17 protein-coding genes and 1 pseudogene are annotated in these 15,054 nt (G+C 70.4%); 13 read left to right on the top strand and 5 right to left on the bottom strand.

The genetic code is table 11. The annotated features are described in order from the left end of the window. The first annotated feature begins 69 nt into the window (after positions 1–69). On the top strand, positions 70–378 hold the full coding sequence (locus G569_RS53690; protein ID WP_053227360.1) for a phasin family protein: 309 nt from the start codon (positions 70–72) through the stop codon (positions 376–378). A gap of 72 nt (positions 379–450) precedes the next feature. Here the strand turns inward: G569_RS53690 and G569_RS66160 are convergent, their stop codons facing one another. Beyond that, positions 451–798, bottom strand: a complete 348-nt coding sequence (locus G569_RS66160; RefSeq protein ID WP_028066632.1) for a helix-turn-helix domain-containing protein — start codon at positions 796–798, stop codon at positions 451–453. A gap of 66 nt (positions 799–864) precedes the next feature. Between G569_RS66160 and G569_RS0133380 the strand changes: the two genes are divergently transcribed. The 7 genes and pseudogenes from G569_RS0133380 to G569_RS65700 all read left to right on the top strand — a co-directional run bounded on the left by G569_RS0133380 (position 865) and on the right by G569_RS65700 (position 6,127). Continuing rightward, the gene (locus tag G569_RS0133380; RefSeq protein WP_028066631.1) at positions 865–2,160 is read left to right on the top strand and encodes an acyl-CoA dehydrogenase family protein; all 1,296 of its coding nucleotides are present in this window, start codon (positions 865–867) and stop codon (positions 2,158–2,160) included. A 52-nt stretch (positions 2,161–2,212) separates the two neighbouring features. Then, a complete protein-coding gene (locus G569_RS53685; RefSeq protein ID WP_053227359.1) occupies positions 2,213–2,875 on the top strand; it encodes a TetR/AcrR family transcriptional regulator in 663 nt (220 codons plus the stop codon). Positions 2,876–2,942: 67 nt separating this feature from the next. Then, positions 2,943–3,323, top strand: a complete 381-nt coding sequence (locus G569_RS0133370) for a hypothetical protein (protein ID WP_028066630.1) — start codon at positions 2,943–2,945, stop codon at positions 3,321–3,323. Then, on the top strand, positions 3,313–3,690 hold the full coding sequence (locus G569_RS53680) for a Zn-ribbon domain-containing OB-fold protein (RefSeq protein ID WP_037501079.1): 378 nt from the start codon (positions 3,313–3,315) through the stop codon (positions 3,688–3,690). The genes G569_RS0133370 and G569_RS53680 overlap by 11 nt, the downstream gene beginning before the upstream one ends. Then, complete coding sequence (locus G569_RS0133360; RefSeq protein ID WP_028066629.1) at positions 3,687–4,829, top strand: thiolase family protein; 1,143 nt, start codon at positions 3,687–3,689, stop codon at positions 4,827–4,829. Before G569_RS53680 ends, G569_RS0133360 begins: the two co-directional genes overlap by 4 nt. Next, positions 4,808–5,743, top strand: a pseudogene (locus G569_RS64890) (AMP-binding protein); the annotation flags it as partial. The gene G569_RS0133360 and the pseudogene G569_RS64890, both read left to right, overlap by 22 nt. After that, a complete protein-coding gene (locus tag G569_RS65700; RefSeq protein ID WP_371683503.1) occupies positions 5,741–6,127 on the top strand; it encodes a class I adenylate-forming enzyme family protein in 387 nt (128 codons plus the stop codon). The pseudogene G569_RS64890 and the gene G569_RS65700, both read left to right, overlap by 3 nt. Here G569_RS65700 and G569_RS0133350 read toward each other — a convergent pair. Continuing rightward, on the bottom strand, positions 6,117–6,929 hold the full coding sequence (locus G569_RS0133350; RefSeq protein WP_028066628.1) for an SDR family NAD(P)-dependent oxidoreductase: 813 nt from the start codon (positions 6,927–6,929) through the stop codon (positions 6,117–6,119). The two genes, G569_RS65700 and G569_RS0133350, sit on opposite strands and share 11 nt — an antisense overlap. Before the next feature lie 10 nt (positions 6,930–6,939). Continuing rightward, positions 6,940–8,484, bottom strand: coding sequence for an AMP-binding protein (locus G569_RS0133345; protein WP_037501076.1), 1,545 nt, complete (start codon positions 8,482–8,484; stop codon positions 6,940–6,942). A 97-nt stretch (positions 8,485–8,581) separates the two neighbouring features. Here G569_RS0133345 and G569_RS0133340 point away from each other — a divergent pair, with 97 nt between their 5' ends. The 4 genes from G569_RS0133340 to mftD all read left to right on the top strand — a co-directional run bounded on the left by G569_RS0133340 (position 8,582) and on the right by mftD (position 12,436). Then, complete coding sequence (locus G569_RS0133340; protein WP_028066626.1) at positions 8,582–8,974, top strand: Zn-ribbon domain-containing OB-fold protein; 393 nt, start codon at positions 8,582–8,584, stop codon at positions 8,972–8,974. Between the two features lie 65 nt (positions 8,975–9,039). After that, on the top strand, positions 9,040–10,236 hold the full coding sequence (locus G569_RS0133335; protein ID WP_028066625.1) for a thiolase family protein: 1,197 nt from the start codon (positions 9,040–9,042) through the stop codon (positions 10,234–10,236). Next, entirely contained in the window at positions 10,212–11,243 is a 1,032-nt protein-coding gene (locus G569_RS0133330; RefSeq protein WP_211233160.1) for an NADP-dependent oxidoreductase, read from the top strand. The genes G569_RS0133335 and G569_RS0133330 overlap by 25 nt, the downstream gene beginning before the upstream one ends. Beyond that, positions 11,243–12,436, top strand: coding sequence for a pre-mycofactocin synthase MftD (gene mftD / locus G569_RS0133325; protein ID WP_028066623.1), 1,194 nt, complete (start codon positions 11,243–11,245; stop codon positions 12,434–12,436). The genes G569_RS0133330 and mftD overlap by 1 nt, the downstream gene beginning before the upstream one ends. A gap of 59 nt (positions 12,437–12,495) precedes the next feature. Here the strand turns inward: mftD and G569_RS0133320 are convergent, their stop codons facing one another. Continuing rightward, positions 12,496–13,881: an FAD-dependent oxidoreductase gene (locus G569_RS0133320; RefSeq protein WP_084285964.1), complete on the bottom strand. Its 1,386-nt coding sequence runs from the start codon at positions 13,879–13,881 to the stop codon at positions 12,496–12,498. 123 nt (positions 13,882–14,004) lie between these two features. Between G569_RS0133320 and G569_RS53670 the strand changes: the two genes are divergently transcribed. After that, complete coding sequence (locus tag G569_RS53670; RefSeq protein WP_053227355.1) at positions 14,005–14,712, top strand: TetR/AcrR family transcriptional regulator; 708 nt, start codon at positions 14,005–14,007, stop codon at positions 14,710–14,712. On the opposite strand, the gene G569_RS0133310 is transcribed toward G569_RS53670, so the two are convergent. Then, positions 14,709–15,047 carry a hypothetical protein gene (locus G569_RS0133310; RefSeq protein ID WP_037501319.1) on the bottom strand — a complete coding sequence of 113 codons (339 nt, stop codon included), beginning with the start codon at positions 15,045–15,047 and terminating at the stop codon, positions 14,709–14,711. The genes G569_RS53670 and G569_RS0133310 overlap by 4 nt on opposite strands. Between the last annotated feature and the right edge of the window lie 7 nt (positions 15,048–15,054).

Here is a 15,054-nt window from a genome sequence, read left to right as displayed (position 1 = left end):
TTGACTTAGCCAACTCGGTTGCTAATCTTGCTAACACAAGCAAGCGGCCCCCCGACCAAAGGAAACGACATGGCCACGCAGACGAAGACCGATCCGATCGACACCACGGCCGAGAAGGTCGCCGAGTTCAACGAGAAGGCGACCGCGAAGGTCACGGAGTTCAACGAGAAGGCCGCCGAGAACAGCCGCAAGGCCGGCGCCGCCTACCTGGCCTCCTACGAGAAGGCCGTCGTCCAGATCGCCGACGGCTACGAGAAGGCCGCCGGCGCGACCCGCGTCGAGTGGCTGCAGACCGTGGCCGCCACGCAGGCCGACTTCGCCCGCGAGATCACCAAGGCCTACACGAGCGCCGCGCGCGACCTCGTCGCCTCCCGCTGAAGCTTCCCCTTCGCCGCTCCATCCCTCCCTGCGGCGAATCCTGAGCCGCGGTACCCGCAAGGGTGCCGCGGCTCAGTGCTTTCTGGCCACGAACGCCTCGTAGACCTCGATCAGCGCCGCCCGCTCCTTCGCGCTCAGGTCCGGGTCGGCCCGGATCGCCGCCACCACCGCCGACTCCTCGGACGCCCCCGCCGCGGGACGCGGCCGGTACTGCTTGAGCGTCTCGGCCGACATCTCGAGGTTGTCGGCGATCGCCTCGACCACCTTCTCCGACGGCTCGCGCAGCCCGCGTTCGATCTGCGAGAGGTACGGGTTCGAGATGCCCACCAGATCGGCGAGCTGGCGCATCGTCAGGTCCTGCATCTCGCGCTGATGCCGGATGAACTGCCCGAACGTCGAATCGTCGTCCCGATCGGCCACGCGACTAGTGTACGCCACGGTTCCTGCTAACTTATCCGAGTTCAGTTCTGCCGAAAGGACGACGACGTGGCCTGGGACTTCAGCACCGATCCCGAGTTCGAGCTCCAGCTCGAGTGGATGCGCACCTTCGTGCGCGAAGAGGTGTGGCCGATCGAGGCGATCGAGGACCGCCTGACCCAGGCCGACCTCGATCGCATCAACGCGCCGCTGCAGGCACAGGTCAAGCAGCGCGGCCTGTGGGCCGCGCATCTGCCGCCGGAGCTCGGCGGCCAGGGCTTCGGCCAGATCAAGCTCGGGCTGATGAACGAGATCCTCGGGACCTCGATCTACGCCCCGCCGGTGTTCGGCTGCCAGGCGCCCGACTCCGGCAACAGCGAGATCCTCGCGCTCGCCGGCACGCCCGACCAGAAGGAGCGCTGGCTCCATCCGCTGCTCGCCGGCGACCTGCGCAGCGCGTTCTCGATGACCGAGCCGGAGACCCCGGGGTCCGATCCCACGCAGCTCGTCACGCGCGCGGCCAAGGACGGCGACGGCTACGTCCTCAACGGTCACAAGTGGTTCACGTCCAACGGCTCGATCGCCGACTTCCTGATCGTCATGGCCGTCACCGACCCCGACGCGCCGCCGCACCGCCGCGCCTCGATGTTCATCGTGCCGGTGGACGCGCCCGGCGTGAGCATCGTTCGCGACGTGCCGACGATGGAGCACCCGCAGGAGCGCTTCGGCGTCCTCGGCGGGCACTCGGAGATCTTCTACACGGACGTCCGCCTTGGGCCCGACGCGCTCCTGGGCGCCGAAGGCGAAGGGTTCCTGATCGCCCAGAAACGCCTCGTCCCGGGCCGCATCCACCACTGCATGCGTTGGCTCGGGATGGCCCGCCGCGCCTACGACGCGATGTGCGAGCGGGCGCTCTATCGACCCGTGAAGCACGGCCTGCTCAAGGACACCCAGACCGTGCAGGCCTGGATCGCCGACTCCGCCGCCGAGATGCAGGCGGCTCGCCTGATGACCCTGCACGCCGCCTGGGTGATGGACAACCACGGCTCGAGCGCGGCCCGGACCGACGTCTCGATGATCAAGTTCTTCGGCGCCAAGGTCCTGCACGACGTGATCGACCGGGCCGTCCAGATCCACGGCGCGCTCGGCTACTCGGGTGACATGCCGCTGGAGATGCTCTACCGCTTCGCCCGCCACGCGCGCTTCGTCGACGGCGCCGACGAGGTCCACCGCGAGCTCGTCGCGCGTCACGAGCTGCGCGGGTACACGGTCCCGGCCAATGGACTACCCAGCGAGCACCTCCCCACCCGCCGCGAGGCCGCGCTGCGCAAGTTCGCAGCCGTCGTCGCCACCGAAGCGAACTAGGCAGTCCACTTCCCGTTGACGTGGCTTCAATAGATGATAAGCTTTACCTAAGATGAATTCAGCTCAGGAAGGGCAGAAGGGTCGTCGCGGGCGCAGCAAGCGCCACGACGTCCTCACCGCGGCGACGGATCGCTTCGGCCGGGACGGATACGAGCACACCAAGTGGGCCGACATCGCGGCCGACATCGGGGTCGGCGCGACCGCCCTCTATCACTATTTCGAGTCCAAGCAACACTGCCTCTACGAGATCATGGACGAGGCCATCGAGGACTTCCGCAGCCGGTTCGCCACGATCACCGCGCAGGAACGCGATCCGGTGCGCGCCTTCGAGGCCGTGATGGCGAGCTGCTTCTCGCTCTCGGACCATGACGTGCTCCGCAATCGCGTGCTCGTCGCCGAGCAGGGGCGGCTCTCGAGCCCCAGCAGCTCAGAGCGCGAGGAGCAGGCACGTCAGGCCGCGCGCTCGCGCATGCGCGAGCTCGAGTTCGCCTGGGCGAGCTTCCTCGCCGGCGCGATGCGCGACGGCGCGATCCCGGAGACCGACCCGCGGCTGCTCACGCGCGCCGTGCTCGGCCTCTACAACAGCATCTGGCACTGGTACCGGCCGAATGGGATCATCGCCTTGCCCCGCGTCGCGGAGTACTACACGGAGCTCGCCCTACTGATGATCGGACTTCCCCCGGTCGCCCCCGGTCTGGAGCGCGCCGCGGCATGAGCCTGATCAGCGGTCACGGCGGGCTCAGCCGCGGGTTTCAGGCGTCCCATTTCGTGGAGGGTGTCCGATGAGTTTCTTCGAGCGCTACTTCCAAGCCCTCGACGGCCCGGAGCCGTACTCGTCGCTCGACCTCGTCTCCGACGACGTCGAGTTCGCGATCGAGTGGGCCGCGGGCGAGGACCGCAAGGCCACGCAGCTCCGCGGCGGCAAGCAGCAGCTGCGCGAGTTCATCGACGCGGGTGACATGGACGGCTGGGCGCACTACGTCGTCTCCTCCGCGGTCGACGGTGACACGGAGTTCGCACTCGGCGAGACGCGCTGGGACGACGGCCGCTTCATCGGCACGTTCCTCGCGGTCGCGCACCTCGACGCGGCCGGGCGGATGGACCGCTACATGGTCGGTCGCTCGCCCGCCATCAGCTTTCCCACGCACACGCATGCACGCTGACCTGCTCGCCGGCACGCCGAGCGACCCGGTGCTGCTCGGCTCCGAGTGTCGCAGCTGTGGCACCGTGAGCTTCCCGCGCCTCGGCGCGTGCCCGCGCTGCACGTCCACCGACGTCCAGGAGCGCAGGCTCGCCCGCCGCGGCACGCTGTGGAGCTGGACGATCCAGCGGTTCCGCCCCAAGTCCCCGCCCTACACCGGGCCCGAGGCGTTCGAGCCTTACGGCGTCGGCTACATCGAGCTGCCGGGCGAGGTGCGCGTCGAGGCGCGCCTGACGGAGGCGGACCCCGCGAACCTCGAGATCGGCATGGAGATGGAGCTGACACTGATCCCCGACGCGGCCTTCGCCTTCCGGCCGGTGCGATCGTGAGCGACGACGTCGCGGTCATCGGCGTGGGCATCCACCCATTCGGTCGTCACCCCGGCGTCACGGGACTCGAGATGGCCGCGCACGCCGCCCGCGGCGCGCTGACCGACGCGGGGCTGGGCTGGGACGAGATCGACTTCGCCGCCGGCGGCTCCGACGCGGCGGGCAACGCCGACACCACGGTGTCCGTGCTCGGCCTCACGGGCGTGCCGTTCATCAACGTCAAGAACGGGTGCGCGACCGGCGGCTCGGCGCTGATCACGGCCCACGCGATGCTGATCGCGGGCAGCGCGGAGACCGCGCTCGTGGTCGGCTTCGACAAGCACCCTCCGGGCGCGTTCAACCCGCTGCCCGAGGAGTGGGGCATCGGCTCGTGGTACGGCGAGTCGGGCCTGATGCTGACGACGCAGTTCTTCGCGATGAAGATCCAGCGCTACATGGCCCAGCACTCGATCAGCGAGTCGACGCTGGCCAAGGTGGCGAGCAAGGCCTTCGAGAACGGGGCGTTGAACCCGAACGCCTGGCGCCGGAAGCCGCTGTCAGAGGATGAGGTGCTGGACTCGAAGCTGGTCAACGACCCGCTGCGCCAGTACATGTTCTGCTCGCCCGGCGAGGGCGCCGTCGCGCTCGTGCTCGCGCGCGGTGAGAAGGCGAGGGCACGCAAGCCGGTCTACCTGCGCTCGGCGGTGTTCAAGACGCGCCGTTTCGGGTCCTTCGAGGTCTTCAGCCCTTCGATCCCGGTCCACGACGGGCCGTCCCCCACCGCCGAGGCGGCCGCGGCGGCGTTCGAGCGGGCCGGCATCGGGCCGCAGGACGTGGACGTGGCCCAGCTCCAGGACACCGAGTCCGGCGCCGAGATCATGCACCTCGCCGAGACCGGCCTCTGCCAGGACGGCGAGCAGGAAGCGCTGATCCAGAGCGGCGCGACGCGGATCGGCGGGCGTCTGCCGGTCAACACCGACGGTGGCTGCCTGGCCAACGGCGAGCCGATCGGCGCGTCCGGGCTGCGTCAGGTCCATGAGGTCGTGCTGCAGCTGCGCGGCGACGCCGGCGCGCGCCAGATCCCCGGACCAGCGCGGGTCGGCTTCACCCAGGTCTACGGCGCTCCCGGGGTCAGCGCGTGCACCGTCTTGACGACCTGACGCACCCTCGCTCCGAACGCGTCGCGCTCGTCTTCGACGGGCGCGAGCGCACGCACGCGGAGCTGCACGAGCGCGTGGCCCGGGTGGCGGGCGCGCTCGCCGCGCGCGGCGTCAAGCGCGGCGACCGTGTCGCGATGCTCCTGCACAACGGGCTCGAGTTCCCGGAGACGATGCTGGCGTGTCATCGGCTCGGCGCGATCGCCGTGCCGATCAACTTCCGCCTGACGCAGAGCGAGATCGACTACATCCTCGCGGACTGCGGCGCGACGACCTTGGTCGACGGCACGCTCGACGGAGACCCCGCGCCGCAGGCGCCGGCCGGCGACGCGGCCTTGATCTGTTACACGTCCGTCACGACCGGCCGCCCCAAAGGCGCCGTCCTCACCCACGCGAACCTGCTGGCGTCCACGCGCAGCTGGATCCACGAGATGGGCGCGACCGCCGACGACGTGTGGCTCTCCGGCCAGCCGCTCTTCCACATCGGTGGCATCAACGGAATGCTGCCGTTCCTCGCGCTCGGCGCGAAGGCGGTGATCACGCCGACGACGGGCTTCGACCCGCACAACGCGGTGCGCCTGATGGCGGAGCACGCGGTGACGATGTGCATCTTCGTCCCGACGCAATAGGACCAGGTGACGGCCGTTCCGCAGCAGACGCGCCTGCGGGTGGCCATGTGGGGCGCGGCGCCCGCCTCGCGGCAGACGCTGGAGGCGCTCGCCGGCACCTATCCCGGCGTGGACATCGTGAGCGCGTACGGCCAGACGGAGATGTCAGGCGCGACCACGCTGCTCAAGGGCCCCGATGCCACGCGCAAGATGGGCTCGGTCGGACGACCGATGCGCGACGTCGAGCTCCGCCTGGTCGACGAGGTCGACGGGGTCGGCGAGATCGTCTACCGCGGCCCGTTCGTGATGCGCGGCTACTGGAAGCAGCCCGACGTCGACGGCTGGTTCCACAGCGGGGACCTCGCCACCCGTGACGACGAGGGCTACTTGTACCTCGTCGACCGCAAGAAGGACATGATCATCAGCGGCGGCGAGAACATCTACCCCGCCGAGGTCGAGCGTGTCTTGCGCGAGCATCCCGCGGTGCAGGACGTCGCGGTCGTCGGCGCGCCGCACCCGCGCTGGGGCGAGACGCCGGTCGCGTTCGTGGTCGGCGACGCGCCCGAGGCCGAGCTCATCGACCACTGCCGCCGGCACCTGGCGAGCTACAAGAAGCCCACCGCGATCCACTTCGTGCCCAGCCTGCCGCGCAACGCGGCAGGCAAGGTGCTCAAGAGAGAGCTCAGGCCGTGACGAGCCCCCCGTTCGGGCTCAGGATCTGGCCGACGAAGTAGCTCGCGTCGTCGGAGGCGAGGAACGCGACGGTCGCGGCGATCTCCGCCGGCTCGGCCAGGCGGCCGGCCGGCGTGGAGTTCGCCAGCGCCTGGCGCTCCTCGCTGATCTCACCCTGCAACGTGTCCGTGCCGACGTGGCCCGGGGCGACCGCGTTGACGCGGATGCCCTGCACGATCAGCTCCTTCGCCGCGGCCTTGGTGAAACCGAGGATGGCGGCCTTCGCGGCCGAGTAGTGCGGGTGCCCGGTGCAGCCTTCCAGGCCGCAGATCGAGGACATGTTCACGACGACCCCGCGGCCGCGGGGCGCCATGTACGACACCGCCGCCCGCGTGCAGTAGAAGGTGCCGTCGAGGTGGATGGCGAGCGTCCGCCGCCACTCGTCGTCGGTCAACCGCACGAGCGCGTTCAGCGGCGTCTTCACACCGCCGTTGGACGCCTCCTGGCGCTGGATGGCGACCAGCGGCTTGACGCGGCGCAGGTGGTCCATGACGATCGCGCCCGCGTTGTTGACCAGGATGTCGACGGGTCCGAGCTCGGCTTCCACCCGCGCGATCGCCGCGTCCACCGACGCGCTGTCACTGACATCGCAGACGACGGCCAGTCCGGCTCCGCCCGCGAGCTCGATGCTCTTCTCGGCGGTCTCGAGCCGGATGTCCAACGCCGCAACACGAGCACCGTCGGCGGCGAGCCGTTGCACGATCGACCGACCGATCCCCGCGCCACCGCCGGTGACGACCGCCACTTTGCCTTCCAGAGTCATCTCTGGCCTCCTACCGCTGCACCACGTAGCCGACGGACTCACGATCCCACACCCCCGGCGCATCCACGCCGGCCGCCTTGAGCTCGGGCTTGAGCACCCGCTGCGCGTGCGAGCGCGGCAGCCGGTCCATGAAGCGGACGTAGCGCGGCACCGCGAAGTGCGGCATCTTGCCCGTGCAGTAGTCGAGCAGTCCCTCGGCCGTGACCTCGGACTGCGGGCGGCGCACGCAGGCCACCATGACCTCCTGGCCGCCGAGCTCGGACGGCACGCCGTAGACCGCGGCCTCGAGCAGCTCCGGGTGATCGGCGAGCACGCGCTCGACCTCCCAGGCGGACACGTTCTCGCCGCGACGGCGGATCGAGTCCGTCCCGCGCGCGACGAACCAGAAGTAGCCGTCCTCGTCGCGGTAGGCGTTGTCACCGGTGTGGAACCAGAGGTTGCGCATCGAGGCCAGGGTCGCGGCGTCGTTGCCCCAGTAGCGCTCCATCATCACGAACGGGAGCTTCGGGCGCACGACGATCTCGCCGGTGACCCCCGGGCCGACCTCGACGTCGTCGGCGCCGACGACCTTCGCCTCGTACCACGGCGTCGGCAGGCCGGCGGCGCCCGCGCGCCGCGCCTCCCACGAGGCCGCGATCGTCGGGCCGGTCTCGGTCATCCCGTAGGCGTCCAGCACGGCGAGGTCGTAGCGCTGCTCGAACTCGAGCACGAGATCGGTCGCGGCGGCCGCGCCGACGACCACGCGCACCGTGTTGTCGCGATCCGCGTCGCTTTCCGGCTGCTTGAGCAGGATGCGCAGCATCTCGCCCTGGCCGTTGAACGCCGTCACGCCTTCACGACGGCAGATCTCCCAGAAGCGGCTCGCCGAGAAGCGGCGGTCGATCACGACGCGCGCGCCCGAGACGAGCGCCGCGAGCACGCTCATGTACTTCGCGTTGGCGTGGAAGAGCGGGAAGACCGAGTACAGGACGTCGTCCTCGGTGTAGCGGACGAGCTCGACGACGCCCTGCGCCAGGTTCAGGTTGTGGTTGTGCGGGAGCACGACGCCCTTGGGCGGGCCGGTCGTGCCGCCGGTGAAGAGGATCGAAGCGGGGTCGCCCGGCTCACGAGCGACCGGCGCCGCGACGGGGTTCGCCATCAGCGACGCGAAGTCCAGCGCAGACAGCTCGCCGGCGTCGCCGCGGACGATCACCTGCTCGACGGAGTCGATGTGGCCCGCGACGTGCTCGACGTGCTCTTCGTCGACGATCAGCGCCCGCGCGCCCGTGGTCTCGAGGATGTACGCGATCCCCGGGCCGCGCGCCGCATCGTGGATCGGCACCTCGATCGCCCCCGCGCCGAGGATCCCGAACCAGGCGTAGAGGAACTCCGCCCGCGTCGGCATCATCACCGCGACGCGGTCGCCCGGCTGGATGCCGAGCTCCTGCAGGCCGGAGGTGAAGCGGCCCGCGCGATCGGCGAGCTGCTCGTAGCTCAGCGGCTCACCATCCACGAGCGCGAGCTGGCGAGCGCCGTAGCGCTCCGCCTGGGTCGCCACAAGTTGGGCTAGGTTCATCGGGCCGATCTCCTCCGAAAGCGCGTGTGTACGCTGATCTCAAATACTGATACGATTTCAGTTCAGGCAAAGTAGCAGTTCGAGGAGAAACCCGCAAATGGCCCTGCCGAAACCGCAGATCGACGACGAGAACCGCGCGTTCTGGACTGGGGGTGCTGACGGCGAACTGCGCATCGAGCGCTGCAACGCCTGCGGCTACTACCTGCACCCGCCGTCCCCGCGCTGTCCGCAGTGCTGGAGCGATGACATCGCGCCGAAGGCGGTCAGCGGGCGCGGCACGGTCTACACGTACACGATCAACCGCCAGCAGTGGATGCCCGACCTCGAGGTCCCGTTCGTGCTCGCGGTCGTCGATCTCGAAGAGCAGTCCGGGCTGCGCCTGATCGCGCGTGTGATCGACTGCGAGACGCCGGCGATCGGCATGGCCGTCGCTGTCGACTTCGAGCCCCGCGGTGACGCGTTCATCCCCTTCTTCCGCCCCGCGCCATGAGCGAGCCCGGCAACCGCCAGCGAGGGATCGACCGTCCGGTTTCGGGCATCCCGGGGGTGGCCCCTATGACGAAGTTCGAGGACGCCTGCATCATCTCCGGCATCGGCCAGTCCGAGGTCGGGCGCCGCGTCGAGAAGGGCGTGATGGCCTTGACGCTGGACGCCGCGCTGGAGGCGATCGGTGACGCCGGCCTGAAGCCCGCCGACATCGACGGCGTGATCTCCTGGCCCGGCGCGGTGTCGCGCGCCGACGGCCTCGCGCCGTCGAGCCCTGGATCGTCCGGCCCAGGCCCGCACGCGGTGATCGACGCGCTGCGGCTGCACCCCACCTGGTACTACGGGGGCCCCGAGACGCCGGGCATGTTCGCCGCGGTGATCCATGCCTGCATGGCGGTGGCCACCGGCGTCTGCGAGCACGTGCTGGTCTACCGCGCGTTGAACGAGGCCACGGTGTGGCGCACGGTCACCGAGCGCGTGAACAGCGACGCCGGCGGCGTGACCGGCGCCATGCAGTGGATGCTCCCCTTCGGCGCCTTCTCGGGACCGAACTGGATGGGCCTCTACGCCACGCGTCACATGCACGAGTACGGCACGACCCGCGAGCAACTCGCGGCGATCGCGCTCAACGCGCGCCGCAATGCCCAGCGCAACCCGAAGGCCGTCTTGCAGGGCGACCTCACGATGGACGACTATCTGTCCTCGAAGATGATCAGCGACCCGCTGTGTCTGTTCGACTGCGACATCGCGGTCGACGGCGTGACCGCGCTGATCGTGTCGAAGGCCGAGCACGCCGCCGACATGCCGAACCAGCCGATCCACTTCGAGGCGGTCGGAAGCGCCCTGGGCGGTCGCGCGTCGTGGGACCAGTGGGAGGACATGACGCAGACGGCGGCCGCCAGCGCCGGGGCGCACATGTGGTCGCGCACCGACCTCAAGCCGTCCGACGTCGACGTCGCGAACCTGTATGACGGCTTCACCGTGTTGACGCTGTTCTGGCTCGAGGGCCTGGGCTTCTGCGCCAAGGGCGAGGGTGGGCCGTTCGTCGAGGGCGGTTCCCGGATCGCGCTCGACGGCGAGCTGCCGCTGGCGACGTCCGGCGGGCAACTGTCGGCCGGGCGCCTGCACGGCTTCGGCCACCTCTACGAGGCCTGCCTCCAGCTGCGCGGCCAGGCCGACGAGCGCCAGGTCGCCGATGCCAAGGTCGCCGCCGTCTCGGCCGGCGCCGGCCCGCTCGCCTCATGCCTGCTGCTGAGGGCGGCATGACCGCGCGCCAGGTCCAGCTGATCGAGTACCCGCAAGGTCCGGTCGGCCCGGAGCACTTCCGTGTCGCGGAGGTCGATCTCCCCGCGCCGGCCGAGGGCGAGGTGCTCGTCCGCAACCTGTTCACCTCGTGTGACCCGGGCATGCGTCTACGGCTGCGCGAGAGCGGCCCGGCGGGCTACTTCAATTCGTTCCCGCTCCATGCCGCGATGGATGAGATCCTGACGGTCGGCGAGGTCGTCGAGTCGCGCGCGGAGGGCTTCGCGCCCGGCGACGCGGTGACGCACGCGTGGGGGTGGCGCGACTACGCCGTGGTCGAGGCGGGCCGGCCCTCGTTGGGCGGCGTCGGCACGCTCGCGCACATCGACACCTCGCTCGCGTCGCCCGAGAAGTTCCTCGGCGCCGTCGGGAACATGGCGCTCACCGCCTGGGTCGGGCTGATCGACGCCGCCGAGTTGCGCGAGGGTGACATCGTCTGGGTCTCAGCCGCGGCCGGCGCCGTGGGCAGCCTCGCGGCACAGATCGCCAAGCTGCGCGGCCACACCGTGATCGGCAGCGCCGGCTCGCCGGCGAAGGTCCGCCACCTGCTCGACGAGCTTGGGCTCGACGCCGCCTTCGACTACCACGACGGCTTCGACGCGCTTCCCGACGGCCTCGACGTCTACTTCGACGCTGTCGGCGGCGATCACCTGCAGGCCGCGCTCGCGCGGATGCGGCCGTGGGGCCGGATCGCGATGTGCGGCGCGATCTCCGAGTATGAGAGCACGGAGCCGGTGCCCGGCCCGAGCAACCTCTTCCAGGCGGTCGCCAACAACCTCACGCTGCGCGGCTTTCGCGCCAGCGCGTACCTCCATCGCTTCCCGGAAGCTCAGCGCGAGCTCGCCGGCTACCTCAACGACGGCCGGCTCGTCTACCGCGAGACGATCGTCGACGGACTCGAGAACGCACCCGAGGCACTGATCCGCATGCTCAACGGCGACACCACCGGAAAGACGCTGGTGCGGGTCTGATGGCCGGCGCATGGTTCGAGTCGGTGGCCGAGGCGGACAGACGTGCCAAGAAGCGGCTCCCGGACTCGGTGTACATGGCGATCCGAGCGGGATCCGAGCGCGGGCTGACGCTCACGGACAACGTCGAGGCGTTCGACGAACTGGCCTTCGCGCCGCACGTCGCCGGCTTGAGCGACGCCCGCGACCTGTCGACGAGCGTGATGGGCCAGCAGGTGTCGATGCCCGTGCTGATCTCCCCCACGGGCGTGCAGGCCGTCGATCCGGAGGGCGAGGTCGCGGTCGCGCGTGCGGCCGCCGCGCGCGGAGTGGCGATGGGGCTGAGCTCGTTCGCCTCCAAGCCCGTCGAGGCCGTCGTCGCCGCGAACGCGTCGACGTTCTTCCAGCTCTATTGGGCGGGCACGCGCGAGCAGATCCTCGGGCGCGTGCGACGCGCCCGCGAGGCCGGCGCCGTCGGGCTGATCCTGACGCTGGATTGGTCGTTCTCCCACAGCCGGGACTGGGGCAGCCCCGCGATCCCGGACCAGCTCGACCTCAAGACGATGCTGAAGTTCGCACCCCAGGTCATGACCCGGCCCCGCTGGCTCGCGTCGTGGGCGAAGACCGGCGGCATCCCCGAGCTCACCGTCCCGAACATGGGCGTGCTCGGCGAGCCCGCGCGAACGTTCTTCGACGTCTACGGCGAGTGGATGCAGACACCGCTGCCGACCTGGGACGACCTGGGCTGGCTGCGCGAGCGGTGGGACGGCCCACTGATGCTCAAAGGCGTCATGCGCGTCGACGACGCACGCCGGGCGGTCCAAGCCGGTTTCGACGCGATCTCGGTGTCCAACCACGGCGGCAACAACCTCGACGGCACACCCGCCTCCATCCGCGCCCTGCCGGCGATCGCCAACGCGGTCGGCAGCGACATCGAGGTCCTGCTCGACGGCGGGATCCGCCGCGGCAGCGACGTCGTGAAGGCACTCGCGCTCGGGGCCCGCGCCGTGATGATCGGCCGCGCGTACCTGTGGGGGCTCGCGGCCAACGGCCAGGCCGGCGTCGAGAACGTCCTCGACATCCTGCGCAGTGGCATCGACTCCGCCCTGATGGGTCTCGCGCGCTCCTCGATCCACGAGCTCGGACCGGCCGACCTGCTGATCCCCTCCGCGTTCGAACGCCGCCTCGGCGACGCCGAGCTGGCCACCCGAACCTAAAGGGGTCAGGCCCCTTTAGGTTTGCGCGGCGCGGCCCGTGTGGCCGCGCCGCCCGCCCGCTACGCGGCGGTGACGCTCACGCGCGACTGCGCGTGGGTGGCGGCGGCGCGGCCGGCGCGCCGGCCCGAGACGGCGGCCCAGCCGAGGCCCCCGCCGTAGACGTCCTCGAAGACGTTGCCCGCGTCGGCGCCGGCGGCATAGGCACCGTCGAGCACGCGCATGTCGTCCTCCACGGCCAGGCCACCCATCGTGTAGGTGATCCCGGCGACGCAGGCGATCGCGCGCAGGGGAGCCTCCTCGATCGGCGCGTGGTCGCGGCGGCGGGGCGGATCGAGCTCGCCGATCGGGTCGGACGTGGCGTTGAAGGTGCGCAGGGTGTCGGCCACGTTCGCGGCCGGGACGCCGAACTCGGCGTCCATGGCGGCAGCGAGTTCCGCAGGGGTCGTCGCGGTGACGATCGACGCGCCGAGCTCGCGCAGCTGCTCGACCTTCGCGGGCACGCGCGTCGCCTCGATGCCCGGGATGCCCATCAGGTCCACATCGATGTGCTCGCGCCGGATGCGCTCGTCGAAGATCACGTAGTAGCGGCCGTTGGGCTGTTGGCACCCGCGCTCGGCGTTGTGCTCGTCGATGCACCCGACGGACTCGTCCGTGAAGCGCAGCCCGAGGTGGTTGACGATCAAGCAGTAGTCGCTGAAGTACAGCGAGCCGGCGAGGAACTCGAGGCCGTTGTCCCACGTCTTGCCGGGGATGTACGGGAGGGTGTGGCCGTAGAAGGAGTGCATGCCGTGGGTGACCGACCCGCCGAGGGGCAGCAGTGCGCGCAGCGCGACCCCGTCGCTGGAGCGGTTGCTGCGGACGACCATCTCCTCGGGCCAGGGGCTGATGTAGCGGCGCACGAGCTCCTCGGAGTTCTGGAAGCCGCCGCCGCAGAAGACGACCGACGCGGCGTGGGCGGTACGGGTGGTGCCCTCGCGCGTGTACGTCACGGTCCAGCCGTCCCCGCTGGGGGTCGCGGTCTCCACGCGCGCCTCGACGAGCACCTCGGCTCCGACCCGCCGGACGGCGTCGTGCAGGAGCTCCGCCCACGGCCCGCGGGCACCGGGCCCGCCCGCCGCCATGAGCCGTCCACGGCCCATGCGGTCCTTCAGACACGGCACCGCCGCGTCGAGCGGCAGCCCGTGCGCCTCCAGCCAATTCCACGCCGGCTCCAGCTCGTCGACCAGGATGCGCTGCAGCTCAGGGTTCCCGCGCGGGACCCAGTGTCGCGCCAGTTCGTACGTGGCGGGCCCCCAGATCAGTCCGCCGCTGAGCGCCATCGACCCGCCGACGGCGGGCTCGCTCTCGAGCACGAGCACGCTCGCGCCGGCCTCGCCGGCCGCCAGGGCGGCGGAGAGCCCCGCCATCCCACCGCCGACGACGATCACATCATGGGTATCGCGCATCCACGCGCTCCTTTCGCAAGTCGCAGAACTGAAGTCATATCAGTTTTCGGCTCCCGGCTCAACACCCGCCGAATGCGCTGGTAACGTGGTGGTGAAGTCACCTAGAAAGGATCGAGTTCCCCCTTGGCCGCCTCAACGACTGCGAAGCGTCGTCCGCGCTCCTCGCGCAGCAAGCGCGACGACATCATCTACGCGGCGATCGAGTACTTCGGTCAGCACGGTTACGAGTACACCAAGTGGGCGGACATCGCCAAGGAAGTCGGCATCGGCTCGACGGCGCTGTACCACTACTTCGAGTCCAAGCTCCATTGCCTGTACGAGATCCAGGCGCTCGCCATCCAGGCCGACAGCGCGAAGTTCGACAAGGCGATCGCCGAGCACGATGACTTCGCGGAGGCGCTCAAGGCCGTGCTCAACGCCGCCTTCGAGCTGACCGACCACGACGTCCTGCGCAATCGAGTGCTCGTCGCCGAGCAGTCGCTCGCCGGCCTGCACCGCACGTCCACCCGCGAGGAGGAGTCGCGCCAGCTCGCCCGCTCGCAGATGCGCGACCTCGAGTTCGCCTGGGCCACGTTCCTGACCCGTGGCATGGAGCAGGGCGCGATCCCCCAGGCCGATCCGCGGCTGCTCGCCCGCGCGATCCTCGGCCTCTACAACAGCGTCTGGCACTGGTACCGCCCGCGCGGCAGCCTCTCGCTCGAGCAGGTCCGTGAGTTCTTCGTCTCCCGCTGCCTGGCCGTCGCGGGCCTGCCGTCCGAGGCACCGCCGAAGGCGAAGGCCAAAGCGAAGGCCAAGGCCAAGCCCGCGGCGAAGCGCAAGAGCTCGAGCTAGAGGTCGAAGAGCACCGAGGGCGAGCGCCCCACCACGTAGCGGTCGATCAGGCCGCCGGCGTTGATGCGCGCCGCCGCGACGAACGTCGCCAGCGGCGAGCCGTCGACGCGGGTCTCGCCGAGCACGAGCTCGACCCGGCCGTCGGACGACTCGCTCACCACGTGGTGTGTCCACGCCGGTGCGTCGCGCTGGGCGAGGTAGGCGTCGAACGCCTCGCGTCCACCGGCGAAGTCCTCGGCGACCTCGCCGGTGGAGAAGACGATCGCGAACCGCAGGTCGTCGGCGAGCAGTTCCCGGCAACGCCCAGGCTCGGGGCCGTCGATGAGCGCGTACATTCGCCGC

The sequence above is a fragment of the Solirubrobacter soli DSM 22325 genome (assembly GCF_000423665.1).
GTDB lineage: Bacteria > Actinomycetota > Thermoleophilia > Solirubrobacterales > Solirubrobacteraceae > Solirubrobacter > Solirubrobacter soli.
The sequence above is the reverse complement of the archived record's forward strand: the minus strand, read 5'-3'. Positions and strand labels throughout refer to the sequence as shown.

Coding starts and splice junctions, on each gene's coding strand:
- G569_RS0133335 (WP_028066625.1), top strand. CDS start 9,040: ATGACGAAGTTCGAGGACGCCTGCATCATCTCCGGCATCGGCCAGTCC.
- G569_RS0133320 (WP_084285964.1), bottom strand. CDS start 13,881: ATGCGCGATACCCATGATGTGATCGTCGTCGGCGGTGGGATGGCGGGG.
- G569_RS0133350 (WP_028066628.1), bottom strand. CDS start 6,929: ATGACTCTGGAAGGCAAAGTGGCGGTCGTCACCGGCGGTGGCGCGGGG.
- G569_RS0133330 (WP_211233160.1), top strand. CDS start 10,212: ATGCCTGCTGCTGAGGGCGGCATGACCGCGCGCCAGGTCCAGCTGATC.
- G569_RS53680 (WP_037501079.1), top strand. CDS start 3,313: ATGCACGCTGACCTGCTCGCCGGCACGCCGAGCGACCCGGTGCTGCTC.
- G569_RS0133370 (WP_028066630.1), top strand. CDS start 2,943: ATGAGTTTCTTCGAGCGCTACTTCCAAGCCCTCGACGGCCCGGAGCCG.
- G569_RS53685 (WP_053227359.1), top strand. CDS start 2,213: ATGAATTCAGCTCAGGAAGGGCAGAAGGGTCGTCGCGGGCGCAGCAAG.
- G569_RS65700 (WP_371683503.1), top strand. CDS start 5,741: ATGCGCGGCTACTGGAAGCAGCCCGACGTCGACGGCTGGTTCCACAGC.
- G569_RS0133345 (WP_037501076.1), bottom strand. CDS start 8,484: ATGAACCTAGCCCAACTTGTGGCGACCCAGGCGGAGCGCTACGGCGCT.
- G569_RS53690 (WP_053227360.1), top strand. CDS start 70: ATGGCCACGCAGACGAAGACCGATCCGATCGACACCACGGCCGAGAAG.
- mftD (WP_028066623.1), top strand. CDS start 11,243: ATGGCCGGCGCATGGTTCGAGTCGGTGGCCGAGGCGGACAGACGTGCC.
- G569_RS0133310 (WP_037501319.1), bottom strand. CDS start 15,047: ATGTACGCGCTCATCGACGGCCCCGAGCCTGGGCGTTGCCGGGAACTG.
- G569_RS0133340 (WP_028066626.1), top strand. CDS start 8,582: ATGGCCCTGCCGAAACCGCAGATCGACGACGAGAACCGCGCGTTCTGG.